Here is a 19,242-nt window from a genome sequence, read left to right as displayed (position 1 = left end):
CCCGCATGAAACGCGAAGACGTCAAAACCAAACACGGTGAAGGCATGCACTTCGACACGCATGTGATAGCCAATCCGGCCAACACGCACGAGTGGATCATTCTTTTCAAAAAGGATGCAGGGAGAAGCTATTTTTTGGTCAATGACAACGAGGAGATTGAGTCATTTGGACGCCTCGATGATCTGATCCATGAGCTTCGCGAGCTGGGTATCAAGTCCGCCGAAGTTCATTTCTGATAGTTGCACTCAGGGAGTTTGATCATGTCCGTATAGGTTGAGTATCTGACCAGCCAAAGCGAGGAGCTTTGGTCTGTTTGTTTCGGTAGCCGCAGTATTCAATTTCGTACTGAGCAAGGGGCGAAGGACTATGCGGCCACACTTAAAGAAAGAATCGACGCACCGCATACCTTTCCGCGAATTCACCACGCCTCGCCTAACCCAGACCACTGATCAACGCTGATCTGGACCTCACGACCCACGCAGAGGCCCTTATGTAACTGGGTCACGAACTCACGCAATTGTCGAAGTACGCGGATCAAATCCAAGACGCGATGAGAAAACTCTGAATCCCAATGTGCCGCGCTTAGGGCGTGGCACATTGGCCATTCGACGCGATCGGCATAGGGGACGGTCTTCATAGACTGTACCCCTGCCACACCACCCGGCATGCGGGTCCGCACCGGGCGGTTCGAGAGATTGAGGTCAGGAGAAGCGTGGTAGTCCCAAGCTGTTGAACCACGCAATATCAAGCACTCGGTTCATTTCCATGCGGCTGTTGCGCCACCCGCTGCGCGAGTTCCCCGCAACTCTGCGTGCGCTTTCCTCGCGTGCACCCAGTGCTCGCAGCTCTCTGTAGATCGTCGTTCCACGCTTCCAGTGTTTGAGTTGGATAGCTCGCAGTCGATGTCGTCTCCATTCGTCCAGCTCTCGCCAGACTCTCGGGACTTGCGACCAAACGCGCTCGTCACTGCACCCTTGCTCGTATTGACGCTCAGGTGCAGCTTTTCATACAGACGCCTTAGCAAAGACATTACCCGTTGCCCCGCCTTTTGACTGCGGACATACACATTCGCATCATCGGCATAGCGCACGAAACAATGACCTCGTCGCTGACGGGACTTCTCACGGTTTCACCGCTCGTTGCCTCAATCCGCCCCGCGTTTGGCAGGCATGTGACTTCCGGTCTTTCGCATCAGCATGGCCTATAACACTTTCTCTCGTTCGGCCCTTCGTCATAAAGAAAAGACTACTACGGCCTCTGCTGACTTCTCGCTCCGGCTGACGCCCTTTCAGGCATGAGGCGAGATCTCCCCAGGTAAGAACGCAATCCTTCCCCGCACAACCGCCGAATCTACGCTGCCGCCCTTTGACCACAAGAGTTTCGCGGTTATTGGCCCGCTCACCTACAAGATTGCGCCCATGCTGGGCGCACCAAAAAAATGGCCACACGAGGTGGCCTAAGACGGGTTCAAGCATAGGAGGATCTCTATTGACCAAGAAATACAGGCCCGTTCTGAAGTCTTAGGGCCAATAGAGTCGGTCCGCTGGCTGACAAACCCCTTCATCAGCAGCGTTCAAGCCGGCAATTTGACCCTGGTCTGTGGGTCAGGATCTCGTTGCCTTGCATTATAATAGTGTTAACATAGCATTGTAATCAACGTCTAATCAGGGGATCGCATGACTACCGACTTCAAGAAGGCTGCACTGGATTACCACGAATTCCCAACCCCAGGGAAAATCAGCATTGAGCTGACCAAGCCCGCCGACACAGCAGCCCAACTCGCACTGGCGTACAGCCCAGGCGTAGCCGAGCCCGTTCGCGAAATCGCGAAGGATCCGGAGAACGCCTATCGCTTTACTGGAAAAGGGAATCTGGTGGCCGTGATCACCAACGGCACGGCCATTCTGGGGCTCGGCAACTTAGGTCCCTTGGCCAGTAAGCCGGTCATGGAAGGCAAAGCATTGCTGTTCAAGCGTTTTGCCGGCATCGATTCAATCGATATCGAAGTCAATGCGGAGAGCTCCCAGGCCTTTATCGATACCGTCGTGCGTATTGCCGACACCTTTGGTGGCATCAACCTGGAAGACATCAAAGCCCCTGAGTGCTTTGAAATCGAAGAAGCACTGATCGAACAGTGCAGCATCCCGGTCTTCCATGACGACCAACACGGTACTGCCATCGTCACCGCTGCCGGCATGCTCAATGCGCTGGAGATTCAGGGCAAAACCCTGGAGAGCGCGAGAATTGTTTGCCTCGGCGCTGGTGCCGCAGCCACGGCCTGCATGCGTCTACTGCTGAGTCTCGGCGCTCAAAAAAGCAATCTGTACATGGTCGATCGCACCGGTGTCATCCACTCCGCACGGGAAGACCTCAATCAATACAAAGCACAGTTCGTTAACGACGGTGGCCCTCGTACGCTGATGGAAGCCATGAACGGTGCTGACGTGTTTGTCGGTCTGTCTGGAGCCAATCTCCTTCCGGCTGAAGCACTGGCAGCGATGGCACCCAATCCGATCGTGTTTGCCTGCTCGAACCCGGACCCTGAAATCAGCTACGAGCTGGCCATGGCCACACGTGATGACCTGATCATGGCGACCGGTCGCTCTGACTACCCGAACCAGGTTAATAACGTTCTGGGCTTTCCGTTCATCTTCCGCGGGACCTTGGATGTTCGGGCAACCCGGATCAACGAAGCGATGAAAATTGCGGCGGTGGAAGCACTGCGCCAATTGGCCAAAGAGCCAACCCCTGTGGAAGTGCTGCAAGCGTTCAACGTCGATAAACTTGAGTTTGGGCGCGATTACATTCTTCCCAAAGCACTCGATGCTCGCCTGCTCGGAGCAATAGCTGGCGCAGTGGCCAAGGCCGCTATCGACACCGGCGTTGCGAAGCTGCATTACCCGACGCACTACCCGCTGTAAGCTGGCGTCAATCATGCTGATGTGCCGCACCTGCACGACCTTTTGCACGGTTGGCAGCGGTCGCACTTGGGGACCATCCAGCCGCTGCACCTCCTGAATATCGACAGCCCGCCATTTGCAAGATCATCCGCTCTTGGCTGATCGCGGGGTGACGCTTTAGGAATCGCCGTCTACTCCCCCAGCAGGTAATCACCACACAGGGTTGCCATCCCAGGCAATCCTGATCACCGATCAGAAGAAACGACAGTCAGCGGCTTCAACACTCAACGAGCAGACCCGTCTAAATCGCGAGGACCTGGTGATATCAGATGTGCATAATCAGTTGGCTTTCTTACTCCTCATACGCTTGGGACAGAGGTGAATGAATGCCGATCAAATATGTTAGGAGCCTCACTGGGCGACGGCGTACCACAGACGCAAACCGACATCTTGGATTTGCCCTGGCCTTCGTAGCAGGGGCGATCAATGCCGGTGGTTTCCTGGCGGTGCATCAGTACACCTCACACATGACCGGTATCGTCTCCTCGATGGCAGATAATAGCGTGCTGGGAGCCTACGACCTGGTACTCAGTGGCGCCGGCGCTCTGTTGTCCTTTCTGGTTGGGGCCGCATGCTCGGCGGTGATGGTCAATTACTCCCGACGCAGACGGATGCACAGTGAGTTTGCGGTGGCGCTCTTGTTCGAAGCCTTTCTGCTCATCTGCTTTGGCTTTCTGGGCGCTCGGCTATCCACCGTGGATGGTTTGTTCGTGTCCGTCACCGTGATGCTGCTGTGTTTCATTATGGGACTGCAAAACGCGGTGATCACCAAAATTTCCAAAGCCGAAATCCGAACGACGCACATCACCGGCATCATCACGGATATCGGTATTGAGTTTGGAAAACTCTTTTATTGGAATGCCGTCAGCACATCGACGCATCCAAAAGTTCTCGCCAATCGGACCCGGCTCAAAGTACTGATACTGCTCGCGCTGAATTTCTTCTTCGGCGGCGTGGTGGGTGCCTTTGGGTTCAAGCACATTGGTTACATCTCAACGGTACCGCTCGCGATGGTTCTGGTGACGCTGGCGATCGTGCCGGCCGTTGATGACGCCAGGCTTTATGTCCGCCGCGTCATGCGAAAGTGAGCAGCTTGCCAGCAAGCAGCTTTCCAGGCGTTGCTATACTGGAATTTCACTACGTTGATCGTTTCTATATATGACGTGCCCAGTGTCCAGCGACTGATCCCACTCGTTGGCACGCTAAAAGCGGCGCCCTCCCCGAGCGGGTATTTTTCGTTTATAGCCCGCGTGGTGATCGGCTCTTCAAGATCATCGAGATGAGGGTTGTGATGACCCACATATTGGCCTGTATCGACAGTTCAAATACATCTCCGGCCGTCTGCGACTACGCCGCTTGGGCCAGTCTCAACTTTGTATTGCCATTAACCCTCCTGAATGTTGTAGAACGCCCCGCTGGCGTAGAGATACGGCCCGGTAGCCTGGCGCACGTGCTAGAAGCTATGTCGCTGGACGAAAAGCGCCATGAGCAGGCGTTGAAGCAAGGCTTGATAATGCTGCAAAACGCTCGAGAAAGAGCGATCGCGGATGGCGTAATGCAGCCGGAACTTCGTCAAAGCGACGGAGAACTGTTGGGTCGGTTACTCGAGATGGAAACTGACATGCGCTGGCTAGTCATGGGAAAACACAGCTCGTTCTGTCTCCGACTCAACCAGCTCGAAACCATCATCCATGCTTTGCACAAGCCGATCCTGCTCACCCCTTGTTCCTTCAACCCACCACGAAGCCTGATGCTTGCTTATGACGGGAGTGAGGACACGCACATGGGGGTGAAACTGCTGGCAGCGAGTCCAGTTCTCACAAAGCTGCCCGTGCACCTGGTCATGGTCGCAGCCAACACGCCGAAGAATCTGGAGCGACTCGATGCGGCAGGAGCCATTCTGCAAATCGCCGGGTGTGACGTTCGGACCGCGATCTGCGGTGGGAGAGTGGAACTCGCCTTACAGTCCTATCAGACTGAACACGATATCGATCTGATGGTCATGGGCGCTTTTGGTCATTCGCGAGTCCGCCGATTTTGGTTTGGCAGTACGACTTCAAGAATGATCCGAGCCACAACTCGTCCTCTTTTATTCCTGCCTAAAAGCTACCTCAACATGTAACACACAGACGTTCCAACACCCTAACGTCATCAAGATGAAAACGCTCCTTGCCAACACATACGATTAACATTGTATGTTAATGTAATGCGCGTCTTCGATGGAACAAATGACTGCACGCTTGACCCAGTAGCTCGCCCGTAAAAACCGCATCCTTGACTAGTTTTGTGCGGCGCGAGAACTGACACCCACTCAGGTCGCCCGTCAATTGATCCGCGATGACCTGCGCAGTCACGGCGCGGAGGATGAAACTCAGCACACTGCTGCGGTGAAAGCCGTCAGACAGTCAATGCCAATCAGCAGACTCGTGACACCAGTCTCAATGACCCAATCAATACAGCGGCTGACAACGCGCTGTTAAGGAAGAGACCATGAGCAAAACTATCGCAATCATCAAGGGTGACGGCATCGGCCCTGAGATCATGCAAGCGACGCTACGCGTACTCGATGCCCTTGACTGCAATCTTCAGTACGACTTCGTTGAGGCCGGTTTGGAGGCCTTGCAGCAGCATGGGCAACTGATGCCGCCTGCATCCATAGAGAGGATCGCCAAACATGGTGTCGCACTCAAAGGCCCTCTGACAACGCCGATTGGTCGCGGCTTCTCCTCGATCAACGTCCACCTTCGCCGTCATTTCGATCTCTACGCCAATGTCCGACCAGCGATCAGTTTCCCAGGGACCCGTTCGCGCTACGAAGATGTCGATATCATCACGGTGCGCGAAAATACTGAAGGGGCGTACCTACCAGAAGGACAAAGTATTTCGGAGGACGGCGAAGTCGCTCTGGCGAGCATTCGCGTAACACGCATAGCCTCCGAACGCATCGTGCGGTACGCGTTCGAGCTGGCTCGTAGCAAAGGCCGTAAAAAAGTTACCGCGGTGCACAAGGCCAATATCATCAAGTCTTGCTCCGGTTTGTTCCTTGAGGTTGCGCGTGAGGTCGCCGCAGGTTATCCGGAAATCGAATTCCACGAGATGATTGTCGATAATGCCTGTATGCAGCTGGTGATGAATCCCCATCAATTCGATGTCATTGTCACCACCAACCTGTTTGGCGACATCCTTTCAGACTTGTGCGCTGGCCTGGTGGGTGGATTGGGCCTGGCGCCCGGGTCCAACATCGGCGCCGAAGCGGCGATCTTCGAAGCGGTTCACGGCTCGGCACCGGACATCGCCGGCAAGAACCTCGCGAACCCATGCGCATTGTTGTTGGCCGCCGCGGACATGCTTGATTACCTGGGCATGGTGGACAAGGGGACACGCGTTCGTACCGCCATCCGCGTTGTTCTGGAAAGCTCCCGCGATCAAGTGACACCGGATATGGGGGGGACCGGTACAACTGAGTCCTTCGCTGACGCCTTGGTAGCCTACTTGCGTGACTAAATAGAGAATCAAGAAACACGCACTCCGTCCAAGTCGCCAGCTCAGTACGAGCTGGCGATTTTCTACATGTGCTCCACTCTGACCTACCAGCAGGACAGTCTGCTGGATTAAATCTTCTTATACTCCACGGGCTGATCCGGCCACGCAGTCAACACCTCAAAGCCATCGCGGGTGACCAAGACCATATGCTCCCACTGGGCCGAGAGCGAAAGATCCTTGGTGATCACGGTCCAGCCATCCCCCAGCGTTCTTACACCGTGCTTTCCAGCATTGAGCATTGGCTCGATTGTGAAGATCATGCCCGGTTTCAGTCTCATACCTTCACCAGGGTTGCCATAATGACGGACCTGTGGCTCATCGTGGTAAACCATGCCAATGCCATGTCCACAGTAGTCACGCACTACGCTATACCCTTCACGGTGCGCCACGGTTTGAATGGCGTGACCAACATCACCGAGCGTGGCACCGGGGCTTACTGCATGAATGCCGGCACACATCGCCTCATAGGTCGTGTCCACCAGCCGACGAGCCTCTGCGCTTGGCTCGCCGATAAAATACATGCGGCTTGTATCACCGAACCAACCATCCTTTCGCACCGCGACATCAATATTGAGGATATCGCCATCCGAGAGCTCTTTATCTGACGGGATTCCGTGGCATACGACATGATTGATGGAGGTGCACAAGGTTTTGGGAAAACCGTGATAACCGATATTGGCTGGAGTGGCCTTCTGCACGTTGACAATATAGTCATGGCAGAGCTTATCAAGCTCATTGGTCGAAACCCCGGGTCTGACGTGAGGCGCAATCATGCTCAGAACCTCCGCAGCCAACTTTCCCGCAGTTCGTGACATAGAAATTAGTGCAGGCTTCATAGTGGTACTTTTACCCTCATCATGAACACCAGAGACTGGTTGGGCGGGTGCTCATTCGCCGAATGCTGTGCAATTGCAGGAACGCAGCATGAAAATTAATTCGACTTGCTAAGTTCCACAGCACTCTACGAAAGAAACAATATTTTGTTACCGTAACTTTAGCGTTAATAGAAAGTCATCAAGCATTATTACTTGCTGCAACCGCGCGTGTAGGCGGACGGCAATGCACGAGGGTATGAGTGCGGAGCTTCAATACGCTCTTTTAGCTTTGCTGCGTAATCTTTTGCACCCTGCTCATTGCGGAATTGAATGCGCCTGGTTCCAATACACACGGACCATAGATCTTCACTCAGACTAGACAGATGCTCGATACTGACGGACATGACGACACTCCAAGGAAAAGAATTCAAAAATGAATTTCAGCAACCTTGATACCGATTTCTCGCAGCTCATGAATCAAATCATCAAGGTACCGAAAGGGTTCGATTTCTTCGTTGTCATTGACCAGGAAGAAGCTTCTTCCTGCATCCTTTTTAAAGAAGGCGATCCACTCCTGGATATTGGCCGGGTTGGCAATCAAATGGGTATCAAACTGAATGCCTTCAGCGTGTTTGGTTTTTACGTCCTCACGTTTCATACGGGTCTCCAAGCGCTCACGTATTGCTGTTCTCATGCATGTCTTTGCCTCCCGGCAATCGATCAAAAGACCTCGCCCCTGCCTGAAGCAAGGGCGATTAGATTGCCTTTCCATTATCATTGCATGATAATAGTATGCACATATTAGCCCTTGGAGGCTAGCCATGAGCAGGACTGTCGAAGCACCTGAGCCACGTGGGTCCGAGGGGGTCCACCCAATGCCGTGGCTTTGAAGGCGTACCACAATGCGGCCGGTTTTTCGCGATAACAGGATTTGCCGGCCAGATCAAGAACAAGTGGAACCAAAGGGCACTCACAATGAGTTGCGTGCTATCAATTCCAGGCCTTGAAGGTGATTGTCTGCACAGGCTCCGAAATGACTTACTTGACCGTGATGATTACCACCTTGAAGAACACATATGGCGTCATGCGCAAAGGCTCCAGATGAGTACCTCGCAGCGGCGGATCTCCCTTGCTTTTGATTCAACGCGTACGGTTTCTGAATGTTAAGGACGACAGTCATCATGCGGAAAACAGAAATTGAGAAGCGCCTCCCGCTCAATGCTCCGACCCTGGAGCCAGGGCAACGACTGTTGGTTTGCCTTGAGCAATGCGTCGTCGTCCAGCAGCGAGAAACGATAATCTATCAAGTTGTATTCGACTGCAAATCACCCAAAACAATTCGAATTTTTTGGGCAGAAGATGAGTGGATTTTCATCGGCAGGCATAAGCAAAATGCTGAGAAAGATCCTTCATTGGAGACCTTTGTATCAACGCTAAGAACTGGGCTAAAGACTGTCTGGCGATAGATACGGCTCTGATCTATAGCGGTAAATCAAGGCGCATGCAGTTGACGGCTTACTACTGATTTTTCTTCGCCTGCCCAAGTGGCACAACGTTGGAGCTCGAAAGCGCCCGCTCCAATTCGGCAACATGATTCTGGCAGTAGGCTGGCAAGGTATCGCGTTGCTGCACAACCGCTCCCATTCGCTCCCATTCGCTCCCGGAGGCTGCGGTGCTTTTTACGAGCTGTAACTCTGACCTGATGAGCGGATTCCGGTCGAACATCAGGATGGGCTTCTACATACTTCTGAGTTTCAACGGCGAGAGTGGGGAAACGAGTTTTTTTAACGCTGATGGGTCGCCCCTCCTCCTTGGCCTGATCCCACAGCGTATGTAGAAAAGGCGATCACCGTCCCGGCCAGAGGGTCAAAGGAGGGAAAGAAAATGACATTGAAAACTAATGCCGCCATCAAGTTACAAACCGTGAAGTCGTACCATTCTAAGGTTGTAGCTATAGAGCTGGCTGCCGCTAGACGGCGCATTTTAGCGCCGTCAGCTGCTTTGGGAATTGCTTCCGCTTCAGTTCCCAGAGGTAAAGTAGACGTATTCATCCGCGCACCTCCTCTGCAGAATATTGAGACACAACTTGATAGCGACCCAATTCATGACTTTCGCCAACAAAATACTTCGTAAACGCTCCATAAACCCCACATTCAAAGTCACCGCCTGACCCCCGATGCTGTGCTCCCGATTCCTTTCCGGAGCCAGCACCTCATGATGCGTCCCGATGCAAAAGTCTATCTCTACCCCAAGCCCGTCGACTTCCGAAAATCCATTGATGGCCTCGCTGCTCTGGTCGAACTGGACATCAAGGTCGCGGTGTTTGACCCGGTTCTTTTCGTGGTCCTCAACAAGCCTCGAAACCGAGTGAAGATTTTGTACTGGGAGCGCAATGGCTTCTGCCTTTGGCTAAAGCGCCTAGAGTCCGAGCGTTTCAAAACATCGCCGGATTGTTCGGATTAGGCCATTGTGCTGACGGTTCAAGAACTCAACTGGTTATTGGACGGTTTTGATTTGTGGCGCAACCGTCCGCATCAAATTTTGACGCCTCGATTCGTCGCCTGATTCGGTATAATCCAGAGCATGATTTCCATGCCCAAAGACCTTCCTGACGACCCTGTTTTGCTCAAGCAACTGCTTGAGTAAATGCTGAGTGAGCGCGAGTCGGATAAGGGCAAGATCGTTCATCTTGAAGAAGAAAACGCACTGTTGCGTCAGCGCCTTTTCGGGCGCAAGTCAGGGCAGACGGCCGATCCCGCGACGCCGCAAATGGCCTTGTTCAATGAAGCTGAAAGCGTGGCCGAGTCTGTCGACGAAACGGTTGAAGAAGAAGTCGTAGCTCCGACCAAGCGACGGGGCAAACGCAAGCCTCTGCCTGCCGATCTTCCGCGCATCGAAGTCATCCACGAACTGCCCGAGCACGAGCTGACCTGCGCCTGCGGTTGCCGTAAACACAGCATTGGCGAGGAAATCAGCGAGCAGCTCGAGATCGTGCCGATGCAAATCCGCGTGATCAAACATGTGCGCAAGGTCTACGGTTGCCGCGATTGCGAAACCGCACCGGTTACAGCGGACAAGCCCGCTCAACTGATTGAAAAAAGCATGGCTAGCCCAAGTGTCCTGGCGATGCTGCTGACGACCAAATACGTCGACGGCCTGCCACTGCATCGCTTCGAAAAAGTACTCGGTCGCCACGGCGTTGATATTCCACGACAAACCTTGGCGCGCTGGGTTATCCAGTGCGGCGAACACCTGCAACCGTTGCTGAATTTGATGCGCGACCGGCTGCTGGAAAGTCGCGTCATCCACTGCGACGAAACCCGTGTACAGGTGCTGAAAGAGCCAGATCGAGAGCCCACCAGCCAATCCTGGATGTGGGTGCAAACCGGCGGGCCACCGGATCAGCCGGTGATCCTTTTTGACTACTCGACCAGCCGGGCGCAGGAGGTTCCATCGCGCCTGCTCGAAGGTTATCGCGGCTACCTGATGACCGATGATTACGCGGGTTATAACGCCTTGGGCGGGCAATCCGGTGTCGAACGTTTAGGCTGTTGGGCGCATGCGCGACGCAAGTTTGTCGAGGCGCAAAAGGTGCAGCCTAAAGGCAAAACCGGGCGTGCCGATATCGCCCTGAATCTGATCAACAAGCTGTACGGTATCGAGCGAGATTTAAAAGAAGTCGGCGATGAACATCGCCACGAAAGCCGACAGCAAAACAGCCTGCCGGTGTTGGCGCAGTTGCAAACATGGCTGGAGAAAACCCAGCCACAAGTGACGACGCAAAATGCACTGGGTAAAGCCATCAGCTACCTGGCCAGCAACTGGATCAAGTTGGTGCGCTACACCGAAGCTGGTTACTTGCCGATAGACAACAATGCGGCAGAGCGCGCGATCAGGCCCTTCGTTATCGGGCGCAAGAACTGGCTGTTCAGCGACACGCCCAAAGGCGCGATGGCCAGCGCTCAACTTTACAGTTTGGTCGAGACGGCTAAAGCCAACGGCCAAGAGCCCTATGCGTGGCTGCGCCACGCACTTGAGCGCCTGCCACAAGCCTCGAGCGTAGAAGACTTCGAGGCTTTGCTGCCGTGGAACTGCACGCCGCAAATTCCAAGATAGCCATAGATCCCCATCTTTAAAATGTGGGGTTCATGGAGCGCTTACGCTTCAACTGGCAGCTTTGAATGTGTGCACGGTGGATCGCTTACAATGAATTAACCGCTCACTCCACTAGGCGTGACGCACCAGATAGGTGCGATGATAAATAACGTTATAGAATATATAAGGGTTACTCTGGGAAAGACGGGAACATGTTGTGAACATTCTGGATTCAATCAGATGCTTTAAATATTTGCTCGGGATAGCTCGGGTATACCCAGGATTGGGCTACGGTCAGTCTTCTGTTTCCCCACCGCAGCCTCTATGGCTTGTGCTTAGGGAGCGACGATGCAGCTTGGTGGGATCGTCACGGATACCAATCCGGTGCGCGTCGTCGACGTCTTTGTCGACGAACTTGACCTGGTCAAACTGGGTTTTGAAGGCGCCGTACCGGCAGATACTGGCCGGCCGGCTTACCATCCCGCCGTCCTCCTGAAGATCTACATCTACGGCTATCTGAACCGCATTCAGTCGAGCCTGCGCCTTGGGCGAGAAGCCCGGCGCCACGTCGAACTGATGTGGCTGGCCGGGCGTTTGATGCCGGATTTAAAGACCATCGCCAACTCACGAAAAGACAACAGCAAGGCCATCTGAGGCGTTTGTCGCCAGTTCATTGTGCTGTGTCAGCGGTTGGGACTATTCGGAGAAAATCTGGTTGCCATCGACGGCAGCAAATTCATGGCAGTCAACCGCGATCGCTAACGGCGTAAAAACCGGCCTGTTTTCCTACTCTCCTGATGATCTAACGCGTTGCTAACCCGGTTCAGCTCACGAGGAAAGTATCGTACCCTTGAGCAGGCTACGAACGATGACTGCCTCTGAGGTCCAACCGACGCGTTCATAACGAACATGCAGTGAAACCAAGCATGTCCCGCAAAGGTAACTGCTACGAGAATGCGACTATGGAACTTCTTCGGCACGCTGAAATCCGAATTCTTTTACTTGAACAAATTCAACAACCTCGATGAGCTTGAAGCCGGGCTGAGGGACTACATCGCCGGGCTGAGGGCGTCCCGACATCGACCCAGGCGCTGTAAAACAAAGGCGAACATTAAGTCGCGACGAAGGCCTCAGGAGCCTATGCTCTAGGCTGAGCTGGTGCCGCTCGCCGCGATTACTGTTGCAATCATTATTCATACTTTGAATTGCCCCACTAGCGCTTGCAGTTGAGCGCCCAGATTACTCAACTCGCGAGCTGTCTGCGCGCCTTCTACAGCGTCGATTGCGACACTGTCCACGGCGACAGCTATCTGATGAACGCTACGATTTATCTCCTCGGCAACTGCTGTCTGCTCTTCCGCAGCGCTGGCAATTTGGGCATTCATTGAGTTAATCGTTGCGACTAACTGGGCCATGGCGTCCAGCGATGTCCCGGCAAGATTGGAGTGCTCCTGAGTGTCCTCCCCCACCTGACTGGCATGCTGCATGGCTTCAACAGCTTTGCCGGTAGCCGTTTGCAAGCGATCAATCATTACCTGGATTTCACCCGTGCTGTGTTGAGTTCTGCTGGCCAAGGCGCGTACTTCGTCAGCAACCACTGCGAAACCACGTCCTGCTTCACCCGCTCTTGCAGCTTCGATCGCTGCGTTGAGCGCCAACAAGTTGGTCTGCTCGGCAATTGATCGGATCACGTCCAGAACGCTGACGATGCTCTGCACATCCTGGCGCAATCTATCCATGGTCTCGCTGGTGCCTCGAACTTCGGTCACCAACTGGTGGATTTGAGCGATGCTTTTATTCACCACTTGCTTGGCCGCTTGCCCTTCCTTGTCCGTTTCACTCGCTGCGTCGGCAGCTTGCTGAGCACTGTGCGCGACTTCATGGGCGGCAGCGGACATTTCATTGATCGCTGTAGCGACCTGGTCTGTTTCGTGGCGCTGCGCACTGATTGCCTGCTCGGAACGATGGGCTTGATTGCTCACCGCGGTGACGAGCGTAGAGAGTTTGCCGGTGGTGCCCGCGACCTGTTCTACCAGCACATGAATCTTTGCAACAAACAGGTTAAAGGAGTTGGCTAACTCCCCCAGTTCATCCTGGCTCGTCACCTGCAAGCGCTGAGTCAAATCGCCCTCGCCAGAAGCCATATCGTCCAGATTTCGCTTAATTCGTAGTAATGGATTGAGTAAGGTATTGCTCATCATGACGGCTAATACCGCCATGAAAATCAGCAACCCTGTCGCAGAGCCGATCATCACCATCAAGAGGCTGTCAACATGAGTATCAAAATTACTGCGTGCGATTTTTACTTGCGCCTCTACATCATCAAGATTGACGGATGTGCCAATAACCATGTCCCACTTGGGGAGAGAGAGAGCATAACCTACTTTGGGCACCAGAACATTGCCATCACTCAAAAGAAAGCTGTAATGGACATAGTGACTATTGTCTCGCCCCGCACTGATTAACTGACGAATTGCATACACGCCATTAGGATCTTTATACTCATAGAAGCTCTGACCAATTTTTTCGTCAGCGCTGCCTTGAAAAATACGTATGGCATGACTGTCATAACCCCAGAAATAACCATTCTTACCATAGGTCAAACGCTTTAGTAGCGTGACGGCCTGATCACGCGCGGCCATGTCGTTGTTGTCCGCCCCTTCATAAATCGGTGCAATGGCATTCATCGCCAACTCTACGTATTGTTTGATTTCGATGCGATGATCTTCAATAAGACGTTTGCGTGTCTCAGTTTCCTGCTGATCCGCCAGTTGTTGCAACTCCTGGACAGCGATCGCGCACACGATAAAAGCCAGCACACAAATGGGCACCAACGTTAACAACAACAGCTTACTTCTCAATCGTAAATGAGCAAGCACGGCAGCCCCCCTTCCAGACACTAATGATTGTGCAGGTAAATTAAATGGATTCACCGCAGTCGCTTAGCGCTCCTGAGGTTCCATATGACTATTATGAATATCAAGAATAGCAGCCCAGTTCGTGTAGAAGTGCTCAGCCACTATCGGGTCAAAGTGCTTGCCGGCATTGGCCCCGATATAAGCGGCCGCCTCCTCTACCGGCCAGGCTTTCTTATAGGGGCGTGATGACGCCAAGGCATCAAAGACATCAGCCACCGCAACAATACGTCCGGCTTGAGGTATAGCATTACCCGCCAACCCGTTAGGGTAGCCACTACCGTCCCATTTTTCGTGATGACTTAACGCAATAACCCGCGCCAGGCAAAGTAATTCTGAATCCCCATGTTCCAGAATTTCCGCACCAATCGCTGCGTGAGTTTTCATCACCTCCCATTCGTCGGGTTCAAGCTTTCCGGGTTTGAGCAGAATCGCATCTGGGATGCCAATCTTGCCGACATCGTGCATCGGACTGGCGTGCAGAAGTAGCTCGCAATCACTGTCCGTCCATCCCAAGCTCTTGGCCAACAGTGCCGAATACAGACTCATTCGGACAATGTGCAACCCCGTTTCGTTGTCCCGATATTCCGCCGCACGACCCAGACAATGGACCACCTGTATACGTGCCTGGTACAGAGCATCCGTACGATGCTGCACCATGCGCTCTAATGTTGCTTTTTGAGCGTGCACTAACCGATGAGCCAAATGGGCATCAAGCAAGTTGCGAACACGCATGATGAGTTCGATTCGTGTAAAAGGTTTCACAACAAAATCGCGGGCACCTGCAGCGAGCGCTTTAAGCATATAGTCCTGGCCGCTCTGAGCGGTCAGCATAATGATGGGAGGAAGCATAGGGTCTTCCAGCGCCTTAAGTTTCTCCATTACCTGGTAGCCATCTAGGTGCGGCATATTGATATCCAGCAAAATCAAATCAGGTCTTAGTTCAATATAGCGGTCAAGTACTTCACGCGGATCCTGTATTAAGACTAGATTGGAATACCCTTGATTGACCAGTATCTTGTGCAACAATTTTAGATTGGCAGGCTCATTGTCAATGACAAAAATACACGCTTGGTTGTCAGGCTGTATACTCATGTCTGAACCTCCTACGGTCTGCCAGACAATCTTCTACCGCACTTATAAGCAGGTCGAAATCAATGGGCTTGGTGAGGCATTTTGCGAAGCCAACGGAAAGGGCTCTTTCGATCTCATGCGGCATGGCATTAGCGGTCAGCGCGATGATCGAGATATTATCAAATCGCTCTTCTAGTAAATTCAGCACTTTATAGCCGTCCATATGTTGCATATTCAGGTCTAAAAGTATCGCATCAGGCTGATAGGCTAACGTCAACTCAATACCTGACTGTGGTGTGGTGGCAGTGAGCAGGTGAATATGGCTATGCCGTGCAAACAGCCCCTCCATCAACTTTACATTGACTAGATTATCATCAATGTAAAGCACGCACTCTTGAGGTTGCGGTTCAATGCCGTGGAGTGCCGCATTGCCAGGGTCTTGGTTCGTCTTGAACTCGACGAAGGGGTGAACGGGCAGTTCAATCCAGAAAGTAGTCCCCGTTCCGACCTCACTGGAAGCACCTATCGTCCCTTGCATGAGCTCTATCAAGCGCCGAGCAATAGTGAGCCCGATACCGGTACCTTCTATATCACTGTGCTCTGCACCCAGACGATTGAAGGGTTGAAACAATTCGTGAACACGGTCGGATGGAATGCCAGCACCCGTGTCTGCAATGGTGATTTTTAGCCGCTCGTCGTCAACAGGCTGTACGCTGATGCTAATGTTGCCGCCCTCACGGTTATATTTAACAGCGTTTGAAAGCAGGTTCAGAAGGACCTGTTTCAACCGCATGCGATCTGCACACACTGCGAGCTTCGCAGGCACATTGAAGTGCATAGTAATGTGCCTCGCTTCGGCGAGAACTTGGATAAAACTCCAACATTCCTTGAGAATACTGGCGAGCGCCACTGTCTCGAGCGAGAGGATGACATGCCCTGATTCGATTGTGGCTAAATCAAGCACTCCATTAATCAGATCGAGTAGGTGTTTACCGCCTTTTAGGATTTCCTGAACACTGTCCTTTTGATCGGCACTCAGGTCGCTGTCAGATTCAAGCATTTGCGCGAAACCTAGCACCGAATTCATGGGCGTGCGTAACTCGTGACTCATGCTCGACAGAAAATCGGATTTAGCCTGGTTTGCTTGATCCGCTGCCATCCTGGCGGCGGCGAGCTCATCGCGGCGAGCGAGCTCTTCACTAAAATCGGTGAAAATATTAAATATATTCTGAAGTTCTCCTTGTTCGCCCTTGACGAAACCAATACTACTTACGGAGATATAAACGCTACCGTCCTTACGACGTATTGGAATGTATCCTACCCAGCATTTACCCGCAGCCACTGAATTTAATAGTTCAGTCGCGTACATCTCAGCACTGTCCTCAGATAGAAAAATAGTAAAGGGTTTTCCAATACACTCCTTATCGGAATACCCCAATTCTTTAGCATGCGTTTGATTTTGGTAAATAATCAGCCCTTGCCCGTCGGCAATACTCACACATTGACCGCTGGCATCGAATACATTTCGAAATAGAGTTAAACGTTGCTCGGCATTTTTTTGAGTTGTAATGTCCTGCACTTGATAAATAAAATGAACATGCTGCCCCTCATCATTTTGCACCGCCGAAATATTGAGCGACACCCATACGGTACGTCCCCCCTTAGCGTAGTAACGCTTTTCACACTGCCAACTCGATATCTCGCTACTAAGCAGTTTATTTCGAAAATCTTGATCGACCACGAAGTCATTAGGGTGGGTTAATGTTTTGAAGTCGGTTGTGAGCAGCTCATCCTTGCTAAATCCGAGCATTGAACACAAGGCGTCATTAACCAATAACCATGCGCCTGACAACGATATCAGAGCCATACCAATTCCCGAGGCTTCGAACATCCCGCGAAAACGGGTTTCACTCTCGGCTAACGCAATTTCAGCCCTCTTGCGCACCTGAATATCTTGCACAAAACACAGCATATGAAGAGTCCCGTCGGCCTCGTCAGAAACAACAGCTCCTTTTTCTTGCAGCCAGTGCATGGTGTTGTCTGGCCACTCCACCCTGAATTCAACTTCATAGGACGAGCGACATTCAATACTGGCGTTAATCGTGCTGATAAGTGCTTGTTGATCATCAGCATGCACCATAGAGAGAAAATCTTCGCGGTTATTTTTTAGCCTCCCTGCCGGATAGCCAAAGAGTTGCAGTGAACGGTCCGAACAGGAAACATTACCATTCGCCAGGTTTATGTCCCGGGTACCAATGCTATTGACGACCTGGCTTAAGTGAATCCGCTCGTGGCTTAAGCGTAGCGCCTTTTCACTGAGCTTTAATGCGGTAATGTCCGTGCGAACGGACATGTACTTAATCGGATTTCCAACACTATTTAAAAAAGGGACGATCGTTGCGTCAACCCAGTAGAGTTCCCCATTTTGAGTCTTATTACATATTTCGCCGCGCCATACTTTACCGGCACTGATAGTTCGCCACAGCGTTTGGTAAAAGGTTGAAGCGTGAATGGTTGACTTGATCAACCGATGGTTTTTCCCCACCAGTTCTTCTCGGCTGTAGCCACTGATCTGACAGAAGCGGTCATTCACATGCACAATATCGCCCGCTACGTCAGAAACACTAATAATGGCGTGTTGATCAATCGCAAAGCGCAACTCTTTAAGACGTCCATTCGCTCGAAGCGCATCCCCATGTACCCGGACAAAGGCACGCTGCACAGCCCGATAACCCAATGCTTGCGATGAAAGGGTCGCCACTAATAACTCTACGCCTACGGGCTCGACTAAAAAGCAAACACCGCTCAAGGCCTTGCTCCGCTGCATCGTCTCAACGTCAACGGCTCTGGTTAGAAAGACGATCGGCAATGAAGCCTTTTCAGGCCGTTGCCGTGCGATGACCAAGAACGCCCGAGTTGATAAGAATGGCAAATCCGCACTCGCCACCAAAACATCCGGATTGAAATGATTAACAGCCTCCAACGCTACGAGAGGGTCTTGAGTAGCGAACACATCGATACCGACATCTCGTAAGGCGTCTGCCTTTGAGGTCAAGCTTGACGGATTGGGCTCTAGCAAGATGACGCGTAATGAGTGCGCGCCACAGTGAGCTTGAGCGGTTTCGATGAGCGAAGCGACGTAATCAACATCCAGCGGATACTGGGAAAAAAGGCTGACCCCGAGTCGCTGCCAATCAATTTGATCATGGACGCTATCAGCAACGTCGGATAGCACAATCCATTCGGCAGCATCACGCGCGCGCTCACTTAACTCCCCACGCTCTTTTAATGAAAGTGTGCGAAGCCAGGACTGCTCTGTCAGCAGCACGTCATACCTGGTCAAAAGCGACGAGAGTGATTTTAGACTGCCAAATGCACTGACCTGAATGCAGCATGCACCCAAACGAGTGATAAGCGAAGGTAAATCAATGGAAAACTCACCTAGCGTGATCGTGCGTAAAAATTTGCTCTTAACGTTCATCATCGAACCACACTAGAGGAAGGGGGCTGGCGGATCAGGCACATATTTCCTCTGTTAAATATCGAGCCATTAGAATGGCTATTTGCCATCTTGTCCATCGCTAAAAGCAACTCTATCGCGGCAAAGCCGTAGACGACTATCTATCTGACACTGCAAATAACACGGACTAACTTACTTGCTGTAACCCATTGAAATACATAGATTAATAATTAATACTCGCTAATATACTCACCTCTTAGATGGCCGGCATCAGCATATTAACCTTTCGTCTATAAGACTTTAATCTAATTTGAATAGTCGAGCTCTAACGGAGGACTTCATGTCGTCAACGTTCATTATCGCAACCCACCTGAAACCAG

13 protein-coding genes and 3 pseudogenes are annotated in these 19,242 nt (G+C 52.3%); 9 read left to right on the top strand and 7 right to left on the bottom strand.

From position 1 onward, the window contains the following. Window positions 1-5 precede the first annotated feature (5 nt). Complete coding sequence (locus F8N85_RS04975; protein ID WP_150802557.1) at window positions 6-236, top strand: hypothetical protein; 231 nt, start codon at window positions 6-8, stop codon at window positions 234-236. Window positions 237-701: 465 nt separating this feature from the next. Here F8N85_RS04975 and F8N85_RS34825 read toward each other — a convergent pair. Then, window positions 702-1,123: pseudogene (locus tag F8N85_RS34825) on the bottom strand (group II intron reverse transcriptase/maturase); the annotation flags it as partial. A 553-nt stretch (window positions 1,124-1,676) separates the two neighbouring features. Here F8N85_RS34825 and F8N85_RS04965 point away from each other — a divergent pair. The 4 genes from F8N85_RS04965 (at window position 1,677) to F8N85_RS04945 (ending at window position 6,464) form a co-directional block, all read left to right on the top strand. After that, the gene (locus tag F8N85_RS04965) at window positions 1,677-2,921 is read left to right on the top strand and encodes a malic enzyme-like NAD(P)-binding protein (protein ID WP_150802556.1); all 1,245 of its coding nucleotides are present in this window, start codon (window positions 1,677-1,679) and stop codon (window positions 2,919-2,921) included. Window positions 2,922-3,286: 365 nt separating this feature from the next. Beyond that, on the top strand, window positions 3,287-4,048 hold the full coding sequence (locus F8N85_RS04960) for a YoaK family protein (RefSeq protein WP_150802555.1): 762 nt from the start codon (window positions 3,287-3,289) through the stop codon (window positions 4,046-4,048). A 203-nt stretch (window positions 4,049-4,251) separates the two neighbouring features. After that, window positions 4,252-5,082: a universal stress protein gene (locus F8N85_RS04955; RefSeq protein WP_150802554.1), complete on the top strand. Its 831-nt coding sequence runs from the start codon at window positions 4,252-4,254 to the stop codon at window positions 5,080-5,082. Between the two features lie 368 nt (window positions 5,083-5,450). Next, a complete protein-coding gene (locus tag F8N85_RS04945) occupies window positions 5,451-6,464 on the top strand; it encodes an isocitrate dehydrogenase (protein WP_150802553.1) in 1,014 nt (337 codons plus the stop codon). 107 nt (window positions 6,465-6,571) lie between these two features. On the opposite strand, the gene map is transcribed toward F8N85_RS04945, so the two are convergent. The 3 genes from map to F8N85_RS34815 all read right to left on the bottom strand — a co-directional run bounded on the left by map (window position 6,572) and on the right by F8N85_RS34815 (window position 9,369). Next, window positions 6,572-7,339 carry a type I methionyl aminopeptidase gene (map, locus tag F8N85_RS04940; RefSeq protein ID WP_150802552.1) on the bottom strand — a complete coding sequence of 256 codons (768 nt, stop codon included), beginning with the start codon at window positions 7,337-7,339 and terminating at the stop codon, window positions 6,572-6,574. A 406-nt stretch (window positions 7,340-7,745) separates the two neighbouring features. Continuing rightward, entirely contained in the window at window positions 7,746-7,976 is a 231-nt protein-coding gene (locus tag F8N85_RS04935) for a hypothetical protein (protein ID WP_150802551.1), read from the bottom strand. 1,126 nt (window positions 7,977-9,102) lie between these two features. After that, complete coding sequence (locus F8N85_RS34815) at window positions 9,103-9,369, bottom strand: hypothetical protein (protein ID WP_224795634.1); 267 nt, start codon at window positions 9,367-9,369, stop codon at window positions 9,103-9,105. Window positions 9,370-9,532: 163 nt separating this feature from the next. Here F8N85_RS34815 and tnpB point away from each other — a divergent pair, with 163 nt between their 5' ends. The 4 genes and pseudogenes from tnpB to F8N85_RS35690 all read left to right on the top strand — a co-directional run. Next, window positions 9,533-9,781, top strand: coding sequence for an IS66 family insertion sequence element accessory protein TnpB (gene tnpB, locus F8N85_RS04920; RefSeq protein ID WP_224795633.1), 249 nt, complete (start codon window positions 9,533-9,535; stop codon window positions 9,779-9,781). 183 nt (window positions 9,782-9,964) lie between these two features. Then, entirely contained in the window at window positions 9,965-11,434 is a 1,470-nt protein-coding gene (tnpC, locus tag F8N85_RS04915) for an IS66 family transposase (RefSeq protein WP_191636111.1), read from the top strand. A gap of 327 nt (window positions 11,435-11,761) precedes the next feature. Next, a pseudogene (locus tag F8N85_RS04910) lies at window positions 11,762-12,172 on the top strand (transposase); the annotation flags it as partial. 161 nt (window positions 12,173-12,333) lie between these two features. Next, window positions 12,334-12,562 (top strand): annotated as a pseudogene (locus F8N85_RS35690) (IS3 family transposase); the annotation flags it as partial. 44 nt (window positions 12,563-12,606) lie between these two features. Here F8N85_RS35690 and F8N85_RS04900 read toward each other — a convergent pair. The 3 genes from F8N85_RS04900 to F8N85_RS04890 form a co-directional block, all read right to left on the bottom strand. Further along, window positions 12,607-14,292, bottom strand: a complete 1,686-nt coding sequence (locus tag F8N85_RS04900; protein WP_150802549.1) for a methyl-accepting chemotaxis protein — start codon at window positions 14,290-14,292, stop codon at window positions 12,607-12,609. Window positions 14,293-14,355: 63 nt separating this feature from the next. Then, the gene (locus F8N85_RS04895; protein WP_150802548.1) at window positions 14,356-15,423 is read right to left on the bottom strand and encodes an HD-GYP domain-containing protein; all 1,068 of its coding nucleotides are present in this window, start codon (window positions 15,421-15,423) and stop codon (window positions 14,356-14,358) included. Then, the gene (locus F8N85_RS04890; RefSeq protein WP_150802547.1) at window positions 15,407-18,886 is read right to left on the bottom strand and encodes a PAS domain S-box protein; all 3,480 of its coding nucleotides are present in this window, start codon (window positions 18,884-18,886) and stop codon (window positions 15,407-15,409) included. Before F8N85_RS04890 ends, F8N85_RS04895 begins: the two co-directional genes overlap by 17 nt. Between the last annotated feature and the right edge of the window lie 356 nt (window positions 18,887-19,242).

It is taken from the genome of Pseudomonas fluorescens (genome assembly GCF_902497875.1).
In the GTDB taxonomy this organism is placed as follows: domain Bacteria; phylum Pseudomonadota; class Gammaproteobacteria; order Pseudomonadales; family Pseudomonadaceae; genus Aquipseudomonas; species Aquipseudomonas fluorescens_BR.
Note: the sequence above shows the minus strand (reverse complement) of the source record. Positions and strands in the feature narration are given on the sequence as shown.

Bases quoted from the DNA above. Each gene is read 5' to 3' on its own strand.
- map (WP_150802552.1), bottom strand. From the start codon at position 7,339: ATGAAGCCTGCACTAATTTCTATGTCACGAACTGCGGGAAAGTTGGCT.
- F8N85_RS04955 (WP_150802554.1), top strand. From the start codon at position 4,252: ATGACCCACATATTGGCCTGTATCGACAGTTCAAATACATCTCCGGCC.
- tnpC (WP_191636111.1), top strand. From the start codon at position 9,965: ATGCTGAGTGAGCGCGAGTCGGATAAGGGCAAGATCGTTCATCTTGAA.
- F8N85_RS04945 (WP_150802553.1), top strand. From the start codon at position 5,451: ATGAGCAAAACTATCGCAATCATCAAGGGTGACGGCATCGGCCCTGAG.
- F8N85_RS04975 (WP_150802557.1), top strand. From the start codon at position 6: ATGAAACGCGAAGACGTCAAAACCAAACACGGTGAAGGCATGCACTTC.
- tnpB (WP_224795633.1), top strand. From the start codon at position 9,533: ATGATGCGTCCCGATGCAAAAGTCTATCTCTACCCCAAGCCCGTCGAC.
- F8N85_RS34815 (WP_224795634.1), bottom strand. From the start codon at position 9,369: ATGAATACGTCTACTTTACCTCTGGGAACTGAAGCGGAAGCAATTCCC.
- F8N85_RS04965 (WP_150802556.1), top strand. From the start codon at position 1,677: ATGACTACCGACTTCAAGAAGGCTGCACTGGATTACCACGAATTCCCA.
- F8N85_RS04890 (WP_150802547.1), bottom strand. From the start codon at position 18,886: ATGATGAACGTTAAGAGCAAATTTTTACGCACGATCACGCTAGGTGAG.
- F8N85_RS04960 (WP_150802555.1), top strand. From the start codon at position 3,287: ATGCCGATCAAATATGTTAGGAGCCTCACTGGGCGACGGCGTACCACA.
- F8N85_RS04895 (WP_150802548.1), bottom strand. From the start codon at position 15,423: ATGAGTATACAGCCTGACAACCAAGCGTGTATTTTTGTCATTGACAAT.
- F8N85_RS04935 (WP_150802551.1), bottom strand. From the start codon at position 7,976: ATGAAACGTGAGGACGTAAAAACCAAACACGCTGAAGGCATTCAGTTT.